The 15,151-nt window shown below is 62.6% G+C and carries 15 protein-coding genes; 6 read left to right on the forward strand and 9 right to left on the reverse strand.

Annotated elements, in window-relative coordinates; translation table 11 throughout:
- Positions 1 to 69 precede the first annotated feature (69 nt).
- Positions 70 to 789: a CDP-diacylglycerol diphosphatase gene (locus GR212_RS30290; protein WP_163992540.1), complete on the reverse strand. Its 720-nt coding sequence runs from the start codon at positions 787 to 789 to the stop codon at positions 70 to 72.
- 342 nt (positions 790 to 1,131) lie between these two features.
- On the opposite strand from GR212_RS30290, the gene GR212_RS30295 reads away from it, so the two are divergent.
- The 6 genes from GR212_RS30295 to fdxA all read left to right on the forward strand — a co-directional run bounded on the left by GR212_RS30295 (position 1,132) and on the right by fdxA (position 6,390).
- Positions 1,132 to 1,335 carry a hypothetical protein gene (locus GR212_RS30295; RefSeq protein WP_163992541.1) on the forward strand — a complete coding sequence of 68 codons (204 nt, stop codon included), beginning with the start codon at positions 1,132 to 1,134 and terminating at the stop codon, positions 1,333 to 1,335.
- 92 nt (positions 1,336 to 1,427) lie between these two features.
- Positions 1,428 to 1,697, forward strand: a complete 270-nt coding sequence (locus tag GR212_RS30300) for a PsiF family protein (protein ID WP_163992542.1) — start codon at positions 1,428 to 1,430, stop codon at positions 1,695 to 1,697.
- Positions 1,698 to 2,096: 399 nt separating this feature from the next.
- Positions 2,097 to 2,570, forward strand: a complete 474-nt coding sequence (locus GR212_RS30305; protein ID WP_163992543.1) for a (2Fe-2S)-binding protein — start codon at positions 2,097 to 2,099, stop codon at positions 2,568 to 2,570.
- Positions 2,570 to 3,553, forward strand: a complete 984-nt coding sequence (locus GR212_RS30310; protein WP_163992544.1) for an FAD binding domain-containing protein — start codon at positions 2,570 to 2,572, stop codon at positions 3,551 to 3,553. The genes GR212_RS30305 and GR212_RS30310 overlap by 1 nt, the downstream gene beginning before the upstream one ends.
- On the forward strand, positions 3,550 to 5,838 hold the full coding sequence (locus GR212_RS30315) for a xanthine dehydrogenase family protein molybdopterin-binding subunit (protein WP_163992545.1): 2,289 nt from the start codon (positions 3,550 to 3,552) through the stop codon (positions 5,836 to 5,838). Before GR212_RS30310 ends, GR212_RS30315 begins: the two co-directional genes overlap by 4 nt.
- A 210-nt stretch (positions 5,839 to 6,048) precedes the next feature.
- Positions 6,049 to 6,390 (forward strand): ferredoxin, encoded by a 342-nt coding sequence (gene fdxA / locus GR212_RS30320; RefSeq protein WP_163992547.1) that lies wholly within the window; start codon positions 6,049 to 6,051, stop codon positions 6,388 to 6,390.
- 63 nt (positions 6,391 to 6,453) lie between these two features.
- On the opposite strand, the gene GR212_RS30325 is transcribed toward fdxA, so the two are convergent.
- From GR212_RS30325 to GR212_RS30360, 8 genes are read right to left on the reverse strand one after another with little or no spacing between them, the layout of a single operon-like run.
- Entirely contained in the window at positions 6,454 to 7,848 is a 1,395-nt protein-coding gene (locus GR212_RS30325) for an amidohydrolase family protein (protein ID WP_163992549.1), read from the reverse strand.
- A 12-nt stretch (positions 7,849 to 7,860) separates the two neighbouring features.
- The gene (locus GR212_RS30330; RefSeq protein WP_163992551.1) at positions 7,861 to 8,784 is read right to left on the reverse strand and encodes a LysR family transcriptional regulator; all 924 of its coding nucleotides are present in this window, start codon (positions 8,782 to 8,784) and stop codon (positions 7,861 to 7,863) included.
- Positions 8,785 to 8,819: 35 nt separating this feature from the next.
- Positions 8,820 to 9,596, reverse strand: coding sequence for an enoyl-CoA hydratase-related protein (locus tag GR212_RS30335; protein ID WP_163992552.1), 777 nt, complete (start codon positions 9,594 to 9,596; stop codon positions 8,820 to 8,822).
- Positions 9,593 to 10,750, reverse strand: a complete 1,158-nt coding sequence (locus GR212_RS30340) for a CaiB/BaiF CoA transferase family protein (RefSeq protein ID WP_163992554.1) — start codon at positions 10,748 to 10,750, stop codon at positions 9,593 to 9,595. Before GR212_RS30340 ends, GR212_RS30335 begins: the two co-directional genes overlap by 4 nt.
- Positions 10,747 to 12,105 (reverse strand): FAD-dependent oxidoreductase, encoded by a 1,359-nt coding sequence (locus GR212_RS30345; protein ID WP_163992556.1) that lies wholly within the window; start codon positions 12,103 to 12,105, stop codon positions 10,747 to 10,749. The genes GR212_RS30340 and GR212_RS30345 overlap by 4 nt, the downstream gene beginning before the upstream one ends.
- Positions 12,106 to 12,133: 28 nt before the next feature.
- On the reverse strand, positions 12,134 to 12,967 hold the full coding sequence (locus GR212_RS30350; RefSeq protein ID WP_163992558.1) for an ABC transporter permease: 834 nt from the start codon (positions 12,965 to 12,967) through the stop codon (positions 12,134 to 12,136).
- Positions 12,964 to 13,782 carry an ABC transporter ATP-binding protein gene (locus GR212_RS30355; protein WP_163992561.1) on the reverse strand — a complete coding sequence of 273 codons (819 nt, stop codon included), beginning with the start codon at positions 13,780 to 13,782 and terminating at the stop codon, positions 12,964 to 12,966. The genes GR212_RS30350 and GR212_RS30355 overlap by 4 nt, the downstream gene beginning before the upstream one ends.
- Before the next feature lie 5 nt (positions 13,783 to 13,787).
- Positions 13,788 to 14,822, reverse strand: coding sequence for an ABC transporter substrate-binding protein (locus tag GR212_RS30360; protein ID WP_163992563.1), 1,035 nt, complete (start codon positions 14,820 to 14,822; stop codon positions 13,788 to 13,790).
- Between the last annotated feature and the right edge of the window lie 329 nt (positions 14,823 to 15,151).

Here is a 15,151-nt window from a genome sequence, read left to right on the forward strand (position 1 = left end):
TCCCCCAGGAGGAGCGCCGCAAGTCAGGACATTCCGGACCTATAGCACCAGCGCCGGCATCCCTTTGTTTTAATGCATGATCGCGCAGCTATGATCCTGCACGTCCTCTCCACCCATGCCGAGCGTGGCAACGTCAGTCAGCACGATGAAGCCGGGGCCGTCGGCGAAATTGGCACCGACCACAACGAGATTGTGATCGCCCATTTCCTTTGCCGGATCCTTCAAGCTCTTGGCGAGCGCCAGGACCGGATTGAAATCGCCCAATGTCTCGCCCTTGACGCGGATTGCCGTGAATTCGTGACCGGCAATCTTGTCTGGAAGGGGCGCCCAGTCCGTTGCGATCTTGTCGGCGTCGGCCTTCAGAACCGCTCGCGCATCCGCGCTGATGCAATCGACATGGATATGCAGCTGGTTTTGCGAACGGGCCTGCAACGCGTTGATGGCGAGGCTCAGACCGTCGCGCGGGAGCTGGTGCGGCAGCCGGGCATTGACGTCATCCCGCTCGGCCCAGGCATCGGCGAAGAAATTATGCGTTGCCGGATCGAGGAGCGCCGGGCTTTCCATGCCGGTGATCTTGTCGGTGGGGATCAGGAGGAATTGCGCAACGCCGCGTAGATCCTTCAGCATGGCATAGTGCTCGGCCGTATTTACCGAAAGGCACGGCGCGGTCTGCACGACGCATTTATCGTGCACGATTTTCCACAGCACGTCGGAGTCGGCAAAGGCTGGAGCAAAGAGAAGGGGAAAAAAGGAAGCGGCAAGAGCCGTGACGCGACGCAAGAGTGTCATGGCATGAGATTTCCCTGGTTCAAACGGTTGGGCATCTTCGCAATGTCGCACGGCTTAGCATAGGCCCATTAGGCTGATGTGACGACGCGACGGCCGTGTATGTCAAATCCGGGCCGGATGGATGCGGTAGAGGTTGCAATATCAGTTTCGCTTCATTCTGGCTTCAGTCCGCTTTCAGTTTGGTTGCCTACATGGCAAGAGCCGGGGAAAACCATGCCTCGCCTCAGGGATGGAAAGGCATCCGCCAGAGTCTGGCGGCAGCCTTTCTGATGTCTGCGACGGGGTGTTCGCAACGTTCGACCACCGCGATTCATCGCTGGTCGATATATTCTGGAGCTTAAAATGGGTATCGGAAAATTGATCGAGGAAGTAGCAGGCGCCGTCGCTGCCGAGGATGCCGCAGAGGCTGTCGACCCGAATGCCGGTTTCCTGACAAAGGCCGCCGCCGCCGTCGCCGGTTTCGAAGGCGTCAACAAGCTGACGGACGTGCTCAAGGAAAAAGAGCAGGAGCCGAGCGCCGAGAGCAGCGGCGACCAGAACGGCTGATCGCCGGCGGCGTTCTTTCAAACAGGCTCAGGCTTGGCATTCATAATCAACTCCATGTCCGTTGAAGCGGCATCATTCTCAAAGGAATTTTAATGAAACTCTCCAGAACACTTGCATTCGTCGGCGCCCTTGCCCTTGCAGGCTCTGCCTTCGCCGCCTCTCCGGCTCCAGCCCCTGCCGCAACGACAGCCGCTGCGCCTTCTGCCGCTTCAACGACCGTCAAGCCCGCCGCAACGGCGACGACGGACAAGCAGGCCGTTTCGAAAAAATGCTCGGCCGACGCCGATGCGAAGGGTCTGCATGGAAAGGCCCGCAAGAAATTCCGCCAGGATTGCAAGGCGGCTTCGAAGAAGAAGAGCTGATTGATCAATCCATCGTAAATCGACTTGGAAGCCGGGCTCTCGTCCCGGCTTTTTTGTTTTGCCGCAGTTGTTGCAACATCTTGGCTCGACGGCGAACGTCCCGCCACTCGGCTCCCGTCGAGATCGGGCGCGCGGGGTGTGCATCCCTCGATTGCGCCTTCGCCATCGGTTTGTCCCTGGACGTCGGGACTTGACGAAAACAAACCAGGTATTAGTTTAAACGGAGGCGCCTCCGTTTATCGTTGTGCGTCCCACATCCTGATTGCGATGCGCCGGTCACTGTGAGGAAAGGCCGGCGGCTCGTTTTCCTGAGAAAATCATATAGCAACCGGTAGACCGCCGAACAGACTCTACTAGATTTCGTAGGTCTCATCTTCGTGACGATGGCAGGAGCTTATCATGACACGAACCATCCATGTCGCACTCGATATCAACGGGCAGCGGCACGAACTCGATATCGAACCGCGTGTGACGTTGCTCGACGCGCTGCGCGAGCATCTCGCGCTCACCGGCACAAAGAAAGGCTGCGACCAGGGCCAATGCGGAGCCTGCACCTGTCACGTCGACGGCAAGCGCGTGCTCTCCTGCCTGACGCTTGCCGCGCAGGCCGAGGGCCGCAAGGTCACGACGATCGAGGGCATCACCGGCGAAGCCGGCAACCTGCATCCCGTGCAGGCGGCGTTCATCGAACATGATGCCTTCCAGTGCGGCTATTGCACGCCCGGTCAGATCATGTCGGCGGTCGCCTGCATTCGCGAAGGGCACGCCGGATCGGATGCCGAGATCCGCGAATATATGTCCGGAAATCTCTGTCGATGCGGAGCCTACAACAGCATCGTCGCGGCGGTGCGCCAAGCCGCGGAGGTGGCGTAATGCGGAACTTTTCGTATTTCCGTGCGACCTCGCCGGCCGAGGCCGGTCGCGCAGCGCAGCAGGCGGGCGCCATGTTCCTCGCCGGTGGAACGACCTTGCTCGATCTTGCCAAATGCGGAGTGAGCGAGCCTGATACGGTCATTGATATCACCCACCTTTCCGGCATGAACGGTATTGCGGTCGATGCGGCCGGCGCAAAGATCGGCGCACTTGCCAGGATGAGCGATGTTGCCGATCACAAGGATATCCGTGCAGCCTTCCCGGCCGTTTCGGAATCGCTCGCGCTTGCTGCATCCGCTCAACTCCGCAACATGGCGACGATCGGCGGCAATCTCCTGCAACGGACGCGCTGTTCCTACTTCCGCGATCCAGGCGCCTTTGTTGCCTGCAACAAGCGCAATCCCGGCTCCGGCTGTTCGGCGATCGGCGGCGTCACGCGCAATCACGCCGTGCTCGGCACGAGCGCTTCATGCATCGCCTCCTATCCCGGCGATCTGGCGGTTGCTCTGGTTGCCTTCGATGCCGTGATCGAGACGGATAGCCGCAAGGTGGTTGTGGATGATTTCTTCCTTGCTCCGGGCGACACGCCCGACAGGGAGACGGTCCTTCGACGCGGCGAAATGATCATGGCGATTGATATCCCTGCGTCCGCTGCTGCCCGAAACTCCACCTACATCAAGGTCCGCGACCGGCAGTCCTACGAATTCGCCGCCGCAAGCGCCGCAGTCGGTCTCGAACTCGAAGCCGATGGCAGGACGGTCCGCGATATTCGCGTGGCATTGGGCGGCGTCGCCACCAAACCCTGGCGGGTACGAGCCGTCGAGCAGGCGCTCGTCGGCAAGGTGCTTGAGGCCGATGTCGTGGAGAAAGCCAGCCGCCTCGCGATGGAGGGTGCCGTCGAACATGGCGGCAATCGTCACAAGATCGAACTTGCGCCGCGCGTTGTCGCCCGCGCCATTCTGAAAGTGGGAGGCCTGGCATGACCATGATGGAACCGCGCAAGCATGGCGATGCATCCGACGGCACGGTCGGCGGTCGTCAGTCGCGCTTCGAAGGCAATATGAAGGTCATGGGTACGGCGACCTACGCGCTGGAATATCCGGTCGAAAACCTTGCCTATGCCGTCCTCGTTCAGAGCACGATCCCGGCCGGCCGTGTCGTCAAGGTCGATACCTCGGCAGCGCTTGCAATGCCGGGCGTGCTGCTTGTGCTGACACCGGAGGATGATCTGGGTCTCAGGCTTGGCGGCGACTGGGGCGGCAACAGGCCTGCGGAGGGGCCATACTATCCGCTGCCGCGCGAGGTGCAGTTCAACGGCCAGTCGATCGCCGCCGTCGTGGCCGAAAGCCGCGAGCAGGCCACCGAGGCGGCCAGGCTGGTGCGCGTTACCTACGAGCAGAGCAAGCACGTCGCCGATCTCAACGATCCGAATGCCGGCGAGGGTAAGCTCATGGATCCGCTTTCCTCAAGCTGGGGCGACGCCGAAGCGGCGCTTGCCGCATCTCCGGTGCGGATCGATGCCGAATACTCGACTCCACGCGAATATCATGTGGCGATGGAGCCCCACGGGCTGACCGCGAAATGGGATGGCGACCAGCTGACCATCTGGGAGCCGAGCCAGTGGTCGCATGGCATGGCGCGCATGTATTCGGAATGGTTCGACATGCCCTATGAAAATGTCCGGATCATCTCCCCCTTCATCGGCGGCGGTTTCGGATCGAAGGGGCAGCCGCTTGCCTATGGCGCGGTGGCGATCGCGGCGGCAAGGAAGCTCGGTCGCCCGGTAAAGCTCGCGGTCACGCGCCCGCAGAATTTTACGAGCTATGGCGGCCGTGCTGCGACCAGGCAGAAGATCTCGCTCGGCGCAACGGAGGATGGTATCCTGCAGGCGATCATCCATCGCGGCGCCAGCGAAACCTCGATCTATGCGGACTGGCCGGAGCAGACGGGAGCGGCGACCTCGATCCTCTACAAGGTCGAGAATTTTTCCTCGCAGCATCGCATCGTGCCCGTCAACAGCGTGACGCCGGGCGCCTTGCGCGGCCCGGGCAAGAACCCGAGCGCTTACGGTATTGAATGTGCGATGGAGGAACTAGCCTACAAGCTCGGCATGGATCCGCTGGAAATCCGGCTGAAAAACTATGCCGATCACGACTACCAGTCCGGCAAGCCGTGGTCGACGCGGCGGCTGCGCGAGGCCCTGACCGAGGGCGCCGAAGCCTTCGGCTGGTCGCGGCGCAGCCACGCGCCGCGTTCGATGCGCGACGGCAAGACCCTGATCGGCTGGGGCATCGGCTGCGGTACCTTCCCGGTCATCCGGGCGCCGAGCGAGGCGATGATCCGTATTCTCGCGAACGGCCGGGTCGAGGTCGTCAGCGGCGCCATCGACATGGGGCAGGGGACCTATACGATCCTCGCCCAGAGCGCCGCCGAGGTCTTCGGCATTCCGGTGGAGCAAGTCGAGGTGCATCTCGGCGATTCACGCCTGCCGGGCTCGGCGATCGCCGGCGGCTCGATGCTGGCCGGCTCGATCATGGGAGCCGTTCACAAGGCTGCGGTTGCCGCCCGCGACGAGCTCATCGGCCTTGCGCTCAGCGATGCCAATTCGCCGTTCCGCGATACGGGCGCGAATACGCTGAATTTCGCCGAAGGCCGCATCGCAGCGCCACGCGGCGAAACCCCGTCGCTGACGCTGGCGGAACTGATGTCGGCGCTCAAGCGTGAGGAGATCGAAGTCCGGCGCAACACCCTGCCTGACGGAGCGAATGCCCAGGAGCAACTCCAGGCCTGGACCACTATGGCGAAGGTGCAGGGACCGACCATGGGCGATTATTCCATGCATAGCTGGTGCGCCCATTTCGCCGAAGTGCGGGTCGACGAGGATTTCGGCACGGTGCGCGTTTCCCGCATGGTCTCCGCCTTCGATTGCGGCCGTCTCTATAATCCGCGGCTGGTCGAAAGCCAGTGGTGGGGCGGTATCATCATGGGCATCGGCCAAGCGCTTCTGGAGGAAGGATTGGTCGATCCGCGCAACGGGCGAACGGTCAACAACAATATCGGCGATTACCTCGTGCCGACGAATTCGGACATCCCGGATATTCAGGTGATCTCCGTCGGCGTGCCGGACCGTCACGCCTCTGCGCTCGGCGGCAAGGGCGTCGGCGAAGTCGGCATCGTCGGCGTGGCGCCTGCCATTGCCAATGCGGTGTTCCATGCGACCGGCAAGCGCATTCGCGACCTGCCGATCACATTGGAGAAGCTGCTGTAACCACAGATCCATGGAGCCGCATTGCGCAAGCGTGCGGCTCAAATGCCTCGGCGACAGCGACCGTTGGCCGGGGCTATCCATGCGACATAACGTCGGGCTGGCCGTTGCCTTTTCGGCAATGGATGAGCCGAAAATCAGCGCTTCTTCAGAACGCATCCGTTTGCCATAGTTCATCGAAAGCGCCCTTGAGAGCGTTGTGAGGCGAACGTCATGGCCTATGTAATCACCGAGCCCTGCATCGATACGAAGGACGGCGCCTGTACGGTTGCCTGCCCGGTCGACTGCATCTACGAGGGCGGGCGGATGTTCTACATCCAGCCGGACGAATGCATCAATTGCGGGCTCTGTCTTTCCGTCTGTCCGGTCGATGCCATCTTGTGGGATGAGGAAATGCCGGCGGAGCGACTGTTTCTGCGCGAGGTCAACCGCGATTTCTTCGCCGACGGCGTTACCGGCTGGGGGGCGCCCGGCGGCTGGGACAAGAGCCGCACGACCAACCTCGACCACCCTTTCGTCGCGGCTTACAACGAGGTTTCCGAAAGCCGCTGCTGATCCAGACGAAGTTCATCGAGTGTTCCCGCCGCAGTGAAATGGCGGTTGCCGTTTCCCACGATATCAGGAGATTCCGTGCCAGGTGTCATAGTAGGCGCGCGTCGCTTCAGATAAAGCGTTGACGAGTGGCCGCTGTTTCTCAAGTCTCGGCAGATCGGCTCTTGCCTGCGCCAAAAGCTCGGACAGGGCTGCGTCGAAGTCGATGCCCGTCAGCTTTCCTTCGCGCATCACCTCCCGGTCGGCGACAACGAGCCCTTTGGCAAGTCGCGCGCTCATGCGGGTCAGCAGGATTTCCGCCTCGTCGATATCGTCGAACAGCGCCTCGGCCATAAGGGCTCGATAGTCGACGATCGTGAAGTCTTCGGCGTTGCTTGCGTTGACGACCCGGCGGCCGACGCGGGTCGCGGCATCGAATAGGCTCCCCGCCGGCAATTGCCTGGTCAGGCTGCGCCCGCCATGCAGGAGGTAGAGCAGCCGCATTTCCCGCCAAAGATCCTGATCGTCGTCGAAGCCGGTGCCGTCGAGGCCGATGGCGAAGGCCGGGCCGCCAAGCGCGACCGCGGACGCAATCGAAGCAATGCCCGAGCGAAGGCGCAGATTGGCGGAGGGGTTGCTGACAAGCTGTACGCCGCGCTCGGCAAGCAGTTCAAGTTCATCGGGGCGCAGCTGGACGCCATGGGCGACGGCGAGGCGCGACGACAGGAAGCCTATCTTGTCGAGATAATTGACGACGCCCTCGGGAAAGCGGCGGTCGAGCCACAGGCGCTGGCGCGGACTTTCGAGCAGATGCATATGAATGCGCCGGCCATGTGCAGCGGAAGCGTCCGCGATTGCCTCCAGCAGTGCGTTCGAGCACCATTGCGGCCCGATCGGCCCGTACTGCACGTCGACCAGCGGACTGGTATTGGCAGCCGCCACCGCCTCGACGGCGGCAAGCTGCGTACGGATCGGTGCATAGTCGGGGATGGTCCCGGCCAGTGCCTGCCAGTCACCTGGGGACAGGAACGGCTTCAGCCGTTGCGGCCCGCCATCATAGGCCCAGGCGTCGTGGTCGAGCAGCGGGCAGGAGAGCGCAAGCCGGATGCCGATATCGCCCGCCGCCCGCATGACCGCGCCTGCCTCATCGGCCAGCCGGTCGACATTCAGGGAGTTATGGCAATGCATGGTCGCGCCGACGCCGGTTTTGGCCAGCCGGCCGAAGGCGACGAGCGCTTCGAGATAGGGATCCGTGCGCGGCCGCAGCCTCAGGCCCGGGATCCACACTTCCAGCGCATCATCGATGGCGCCGAAATCGAGGGTGCGGATGCCGTAGCCGTGGTCATGAGCGTTGACGGGCGAGGGCAGAACCAGATCGCCGGATTGCAGACGAAGGGCTTGCAGCGCTTGCGGCAGCGCCGCCGCTTCCGTGACCCTCCGGGCAGGCGCATGACCCGGATCGAGCAGTAACCGCATGGCCATCGTCGTTTCCCTCTATCGTGAGACCAGGGTATTGATCTTCTCGGCGAATTTCGACAGCTCCTCGCCCATCGATTGGGCGACGACCTCCGTCGCATGGGTGAGCTGGCGGCGGCGCGAAACGACGATGCCGACTTCGAGATCCTGGAGCTTCGATCCCGCGATCGACAGCGCGACAGCATCGCCGGCTTCCAGCTCGCGCAGCAGACCGAGCGGCGTGAAGAAGGCCACGCCTTCGCCGGCAAGGATCATCGGCTTCAGCATCATCTGATTGTTCGTCGCGACCAGCGTGCGGCCGACGCGATTGAGCGCGCCGAGCTCGACCGCGATCATCGAGCTCATGACCTCGTTGTCGAGTTGCAGCAGCATGTTGAACTGGGCGCATTCCTGCAGCGTCACGGACTTCTGCCGCGCGAGCGGGTGGCTCTTGGCGACGATCGCCATCAGCGGCATGCGCACGCCATGGATCAGCTTCATATCGTGCGGGCGGGCGAGATCGAAGGTCACGCCGATATCGACGTCGCCCTCGGCGAGGAAGCGGAAGATATTGTTGTAGTTATCGGTGCGGATGCGAAAATCCACCGCCGGATGCCTCTTGTGGAAGCTGGAGACGAATTCCGGCAGGAACTGGATCGCAAGGCTGTCCAGGGCGGCGATGTGGACGCGGCCGGTGCTCTTGCCGTGGAGATCGCCGAGATTGGATTTCATGATTTCGTATTCGTGCAGCGTATCCTTGGCGTGCCGCAGCACGATTTCGCCCGCCGATGTCAGCCGCAGGCCGTCGGAGAAGCGCTCGAACAGTGGCGTGCCGAGCTCGTCTTCCAGTTTCTTGATCTGCCGGCTGACGGCGGAGGTCGCGACATGCAGCTCGTCGGATGCCTTGCGGATCGATCCGGAGCGTGCGACCTCGGCGAAATACTTCAGGATGCTGGCATGCATGAAAAGCCCTCGGCGATCTCGAAGCTATAGCATGCCTATCTGCCGCGCCAAACGGGCGCCCGCTTCTCGCGGAAGGCCGCGACCCCTTCCATCGAATCCTCGCTTTTCAAGGCCTTGATCAGGGCCGGCGTCCTCAGCGCCTGCGCCTCGGCCGGGCTCAGATGCGCCGTGCGATTGACCGTCTGCTTGATCGCGCGCAGCGATAGCGGCGCGCAGGCGACGATATCGGCGACCCAGCGATCGACGGCTGCATCGAGCTCAGTTGGCGGCACGACCTCGTTGACGATGCCATAGTTCGCCATTTCGAGAGCGCTGAATTGCCGCCCGGTCAGCATCACGGCCATGGCGCGATTGAAGGCGATCTTACGCTGCAGCAGGATCATGCCACCATCGAGCGGCATACGGCCGACGCGCGCCTCGGGTAGCCCAAAGCGGGCCGTTTCCACCGCGACGACGATATCGCAGCCGAGTACCATTTCGAAGCCGCCGCCAAGCGCATAGCCGTTGACACGAGCGATGACAGGCACGTCCAGCGAACGACGGAAGGCAAGGCCGCCAAAGCCGTTCTCCCGGCCAACCGCCCAGTAATCGACGCCGGAGCTGCCGCTTCCTCCCTTCAGATCGGCGCCTGCACAGAAGGCTTTCTCGCCTGAGCCGGTCAGGACGACACAGCTGATGTCGTCACGCCGTTCTATCTCGGTCCAGATCGCCTCGAGCGTCGCCTCGGTCTCGGCATCGACCGCATTCATCCGGTCGGGCCGGTCGAGTGTCACGCGGGCGACGCGGTCCTCTACGGTGAAGGAGACGCTCATGCGGCATCCCCCTGCAGCCCGGACAGCGAGGCCAGAATTTCCTCGTTATGCTGGCCAAGCTGTGGCGGCGAAATGCGCACGGTGACGTGGGCGGCGGACATGTCGATGGGCGAGCCGATCAGCCGGATCGGGCCCGCGGCCGTCTCACCCGCCTCGAGGATCATCTTGTTGATGATGGTCTGTTCGTCCTTCAGTGCCTCCGGCAGCGAGCGTACCGGCGCGCAGAGGATATCGACGCCTTCCAGCCGCTCGATCCAGTGCGCCGTGCTGTTTTTGGCGAAGTTGTCGCGGAAGATCGCCTGCAGTTCCGGGCGCCGCGCCATCTGGGAGTCGAAATCCTTGTATTGCGGATATTGCGAGAGGTCTTCGATCTCAAGCGCTTCGCAGATGTCGCGCAAGGGGTTGGGCTTGAAGGCACCGACCATGACGATCGCGCTGTCCGTCGTCTCGAAGACGCCGGTCAGCGGGAAAGCGCCCCAGTTCAGATCCTTCTGCCGCATCAGATGCGTCGTGCCCTCCTGCATCTGCATGGCGATCATGGAGTTGTAGAGGCTGACGGCGACCTGCTGGCCTTCGCCGGTCTTGTCGCGCTGGAGGAGCGCAAGCAGGATCCCCTGGACGAGATGCATGCCGGCCGAATAGTCGGCGAGCGGCGTGGCATAGATCGACGTCGGATGGCTGTTGTCGGACTTGCGGCGCATGACGCCGGAGACGGCCTGTGCCAGCACGTCCTGCCCGCCCTTGTGCTGATAGGGGCCGGTCAGTCCGAAGCCCGTGCCGACGGCGTAAATCAGGCGGGGATTGATCTTCTTCAGGTCTTCGTAGCCGAAGCCCATGCGCTCCATGACGCCGGGACGGAAGTTGTTGACGACGACATCGGCCGTCTCGAGCAGCGTCAGAACGGTTTTGTTCGCGACGGGATCCTTCAGATCGAGCGCCAGGCTCTTCTTGTTGCGGTTCAGCGAGCAGAAGACCGGATTGTTGAGACCGTCCGGATCGGAGCCGAGCGACCAGCGCGAGAGGTCGCCGATCTTCACCTTCTCGATCTTGATGACTTCGGCGCCGTAATCCGCCAGGACCTGCGTGCAGGAGGGGCCGAGCATGACCTGCGTGAAATCGATCACGCGGATTCCGTCGAGTGGTAAAGTCGTCATTCTGCAGCCTCCAAATATGTCGCGTTTTCCGAGGGGATGTCGCCGGGATCGGCCCCCTGGGCCCGCATCTGCTTCTGAATTGCGCGGATATCGGCCTTGCGGACGGTCGTCCCCGCGTTGAGCGCAACGGTCGCGGCGACGCCTGCCGCTTCGCCCATCGCCATGCAGGGTGGAATCTCGCGGCTGGATTTCTGGGCCTGCGGCGTTGCCGAATAATGCCGGCCGGCGACGATCAGCTGATCGACCTCCTTCGGCAGCATGGAGCGGTAGGGCGTGTAGTAGTCGCGGCCGCGGCAAACCGTGTCGGTGAAATGGCGGCGGGTCATGACGTCGTCCTTCGTCACGACATAGTCCCCCTGCAGCAGCCGCGTCTGGCGCACGCCGGTCTGCGGCGCGAAATCGACGACATAGGCATTCTCGAAACCGGGCATCTTTTCCCGCGCGAAGTCGAGCAGCCTGGCGATCCTTGAGCGGCCTTCCATCTCCGCCTTGGTCAGATCTTCGACCTTCAGGCCGCTCAAGGTCGGCATATGCGGGCAGTTCAGCCAGACGACGCCGGGAAGCGGCGTCTTCAGCCACCAGAAGGACCAGCAGCCGCCGATCAGCCGCTTGGCTTCGTGATCGAGCGCCTTGAAGGTTTCAGGCTCCTGCTGTTCGAAGCGTTCCGCCGCTTCCGTATCGACGCCGCCCCAGCGTGAAACCGTGGTCAGGATGAAGTTGGATTCGATATGATCGGCTCCCGCGCTTGCGGCTACATCGAGGTCGCCTGTGGTGTCGATGACGACGTCGCCGAGGATCGCCTGCATGCCGTCCTTCGTCTGGCAGATCACGCCCTTGATCGCGCCATCCTCGACAATTGCCGAGGAGAACCAGCTATGGGTCCTGAGCTTGATCTTCGCTTCGCCGATCATGTCGTAGGCGGCGCGCTTGAAGGCGTCGGGGTCGAAGGCGGCCGAGAAGCAGATCGGGTGCGGCATCGATTGGGTATGGAAATCGAAGAGGCCCCAGCGCGCCCAGCGCTGCCAGGCCTCCGGCGTGTCGCGGAATTCGATCAGGCGATCGCGGTCGGTGGGGGTCACGCAGAGCCCCCAGAGCTTCATGCGCTCGATCATTTCCATGCAGATGCCGCGCACGGTGATTTCGAGCTCGTTGATCATGTCGTCGAGCACCAGCACCATGCCGCCGGCGGCAAGGCCGCCGACATAGGGGTAGCGTTCGAGAAGCGTGACGCTGGCGCCGTTCCTTGCGGCCGAAACCGCCGCGGCAATCCCTGCCGGACCGCCGCCGACCACCACCACATCGGAGCGATCGACGACACGGATATCCCGTGCAGGCTGATGAATAACCTGGTTCATTGGTATTTCCTTCGTGTTTTTGTGGCGCTCAGTGCTGGCCGGCCGGTTTCCAGCGGATCATCCGCGCCTCGGCGACCGAGACGATGAAAAAGAGGATCACGGCGAGCAGCGCGGCAATGACGACCGTCGCATAGAGAAGCGGCGAGCGGAAATTATAGGTCGCTTCGATGATGAGCGCGCCGAGCCCGAAGCTCGAGCCGATCCATTCTGCGACGATCGCACCCATGACGCTGCTTGTGGCCGCAATCTTCAAGGCGGCAAAGAGGAATGGCAGCGAGCTTGGGAGACGGACCTTCCAGAGGATTTCGGAGTTGCTGGCCGAAAGCACCCGCATGAGATCGAGCATGGCCGGGCTTGCGGAGCGAAGCCCCTGGACCATGTTGACCAGCGTCGGGAAGAAGCAGATGAGCCCGGCAATGATGATCTTCGGAGCGACGCCGTTGCCGAAGATCAGGACGAGGATCGGCGCAAGCGCGATGATCGGGATCGCCTTGACGAAGACGGCGATGGGGTAGAAGGCCTTTTCCGCCGTGGCGCTGTGGACGAACCAGATTGCCAGCAGGATCGCGACGAGGTTGCCGAAAATGAAACCGAGCACGGCTTCCAGTACCGTCGGCAGCAGGTTGCGCGTCAGCGTCGCGGCGTTGTCGCGGAAGGCATAGAGGACGTCGAGCGGGCTTGGCGCCATGAAGGTCGGGATCTTGAAGATCCAGATGACTGCCTGCCAGAGCACGACGCAGGCGAGCGCGGCAAGGATCGCCGGCATATGCGAGGAAAGAACGCCGACGGTCGCGTCAAGGATGGCGACCTTGCGCGGCGCCTTGGCGATGCGGCCGATGTCGGAGTGCACGGCGTTGCTCATATGCATTCCTCCAGCAGCGCGCGCAGGTGCGCGGTAACCTTGATGAAGTCGACGGTGTCGCGCATGGCAAGCGCGCGCGGATAGGGAAGGTCGACCTTCATGAATTCCTTCACCCGGCCCGGATGGGCCTGCAGCATCAGCACATGCTGGCCGAGGAAGACCGCTTCGGGAATGGAATGCGTGACGAAGACGATGGTCGTGCCCGTTTCGCGCCAGATGCGCAGCAGCTCCTCGTTGAGCTTATCGCGGGTGATCTCGTCGAGCGCGCCGAAGGGTTCGTCCATCAGCAGGATACGCGGCTTGGTCACCAGGGCGCGGGCGATGGCGACGCGCTGGCGCATGCCGCCCGACAATTCGTGCGGCAGCGCGTTTTCGCGCCCTTTCAGGCCGACGAGGGCCAGCAGTTCCATCGGATCGGCATAGGCACTCTTGTCATGCCTGCCCACTTCCAGCGGCAGGCGGACATTGTCGATGACGCTGCGCCACGGCAGCAGTGTCGCTTCCTGGAAGACGAAGGCAAAGTCGCGGCCCTCGCGCGCCTGGCGGGGTGGCCGGCCGAAAACCGAGACCGAGCCGTCGCTGATATGCACGAGATCGGCAATACAGCGCAGCAAGGTCGACTTGCCGCAGCCGGACGGCCCAAGCATGGTGACGAACGAGCCTTCCGCAATGTCGACGGACACATTGGACAGGGCTGTGAACTCGTTGCCCTTGTCGCCGAAGCGGATGTCGAGATCGCGAATGGAAACGGCGAGCCTCGCCGTTTCGGCGACCGGTCGCGGCTGCGGCTGCTGGATGGTGGCGGCGCTCATCATGACGTTCACCCGATCTGCTTGCGGATGTCGGTGGTGGCGTCGAGGATCGCCATGGTGGCGACATCATCGACCGTGGGCGTGGCACCGGTAAACTGCTTGAGATCGGCGTAGGCCTTGATCTGGGCCGCCCAATTGTCCTTGTTCATCGCGCCCCAGCCGGTCTGCTTGGTGCTGTCGCCGAAGGAGAAGTCGATGACCGGGTGGACGGCTTCGAGCTCGCTCGCCTTGTCGAGGTTAGGATAGGCATCCACCAGCATGTCGACCGCTTCTTCCGGATGGTCGCGGACATAGCCCCAGCCCTTGGCGGCGGCCGTGGTGAAGCGCACCAGCACGTCGGAATGCTTGTCGAGCTGTTCGTCGGTCGTGTAGTAGACGTTGGCGTAGAGCTGCAGGCCGGCATCCCAGAGCATCATGTCGACACGCTCGTCGCCCAGCACCTTCAGCGCATTGGTGTTCGTCACCCAGCCGGTCACGGCGTCGGCCTGCCCGGTGATCAGCTGGTTCATGTCGGAACCCATATTGACCATCTTCACCTGGTCTTCCGGAATGCCATTCTGGGCGAGCAGCGCGCGCAGCAGGATGAAGGCGGTCGGCTGGGTCGCGATCGTCTTGCCGATCATGTCCTTCGGCTCGCGGATCGGCGCCTTCTTCAGCGAAAAATAGGTGAAGGGATGCTTGCGATAGCCGGCGAGAAACGCCTTGACCGGCATGCCGGCCGAGCGGGCGAGCATGACGGACGGGCTTGAGGAAATCTGCCCTATGGCGGACTGGCCGGCCGCAACGCCGGCGACGCCATCGACATTCGGGCCGCCTGGCACGATGGTCAAATTGATGCCCTGTTCGGTGAAGAAGCCCTTCTTCTGGGCCGCGACCTCACCGATCAGGCCGTTGGAGGCAACCCAGCCGAGCTGCATGCGGACCTCGGCGACATCGGCCGCCTTGCCGGCGCGGATGCCGACAAAAGTCTGGGTTGCGGCAAGACCTCCGACCAAGGCAGCGTTGGACAGGAAACGACGGCGATTCATCATGAATTGAGACATTCTGATAGTTCCCCTGTTAATTGGGCGATCGGACTTTTTGTCTCGTTATCCACCAATGCCGGGATGATGGGGGAATTCAGCGTTCTAATAAAGAACAATTATGCGTACTATCGATTGCCTGAAAGGCAACGCTCGGCAGCGCCAGAATATGGGTGGAGCGTCGGGATCAATAGGTTCTCCAGACTGCCTTGCGATGGCATGGAGCCTGCGGCGCGCCGATCTGGAAAAAACTTTCTCCGCTTAATCAATAAAGAATATGGAATATCTTCTTATCGGGCTGGGCTCTGCCATTCTCGGCACGTTGCGAGATCGCAACGACGACAGGATCT

Origin of the sequence: Martinezella lusitana (assembly GCF_010668395.1) — a bacterium.
Lineage (GTDB): Bacteria > Pseudomonadota > Alphaproteobacteria > Rhizobiales > Rhizobiaceae > Rhizobium > Rhizobium lusitanum_A.

Excerpts from the sequence above, each read along its gene's own strand:
- GR212_RS30290 (WP_163992540.1), bottom strand. The coding sequence starts at position 789 with ATGACACTCTTGCGTCGCGTCACGGCTCTTGCCGCTTCCTTTTTTCCC.
- GR212_RS30295 (WP_163992541.1), top strand. The coding sequence starts at position 1,132 with ATGGGTATCGGAAAATTGATCGAGGAAGTAGCAGGCGCCGTCGCTGCC.
- GR212_RS30300 (WP_163992542.1), top strand. The coding sequence starts at position 1,428 with ATGAAACTCTCCAGAACACTTGCATTCGTCGGCGCCCTTGCCCTTGCA.
- GR212_RS30305 (WP_163992543.1), top strand. The coding sequence starts at position 2,097 with ATGACACGAACCATCCATGTCGCACTCGATATCAACGGGCAGCGGCAC.
- GR212_RS30310 (WP_163992544.1), top strand. The coding sequence starts at position 2,570 with ATGCGGAACTTTTCGTATTTCCGTGCGACCTCGCCGGCCGAGGCCGGT.
- GR212_RS30315 (WP_163992545.1), top strand. The coding sequence starts at position 3,550 with ATGACCATGATGGAACCGCGCAAGCATGGCGATGCATCCGACGGCACG.
- fdxA (WP_163992547.1), top strand. The coding sequence starts at position 6,049 with ATGGCCTATGTAATCACCGAGCCCTGCATCGATACGAAGGACGGCGCC.
- GR212_RS30325 (WP_163992549.1), bottom strand. The coding sequence starts at position 7,848 with ATGGCCATGCGGTTACTGCTCGATCCGGGTCATGCGCCTGCCCGGAGG.
- GR212_RS30330 (WP_163992551.1), bottom strand. The coding sequence starts at position 8,784 with ATGCATGCCAGCATCCTGAAGTATTTCGCCGAGGTCGCACGCTCCGGA.
- GR212_RS30335 (WP_163992552.1), bottom strand. The coding sequence starts at position 9,596 with ATGAGCGTCTCCTTCACCGTAGAGGACCGCGTCGCCCGCGTGACACTC.
- GR212_RS30340 (WP_163992554.1), bottom strand. The coding sequence starts at position 10,750 with ATGACGACTTTACCACTCGACGGAATCCGCGTGATCGATTTCACGCAG.
- GR212_RS30345 (WP_163992556.1), bottom strand. The coding sequence starts at position 12,105 with ATGAACCAGGTTATTCATCAGCCTGCACGGGATATCCGTGTCGTCGAT.
- GR212_RS30350 (WP_163992558.1), bottom strand. The coding sequence starts at position 12,967 with ATGAGCAACGCCGTGCACTCCGACATCGGCCGCATCGCCAAGGCGCCG.
- GR212_RS30355 (WP_163992561.1), bottom strand. The coding sequence starts at position 13,782 with ATGATGAGCGCCGCCACCATCCAGCAGCCGCAGCCGCGACCGGTCGCC.
- GR212_RS30360 (WP_163992563.1), bottom strand. The coding sequence starts at position 14,822 with ATGTCTCAATTCATGATGAATCGCCGTCGTTTCCTGTCCAACGCTGCC.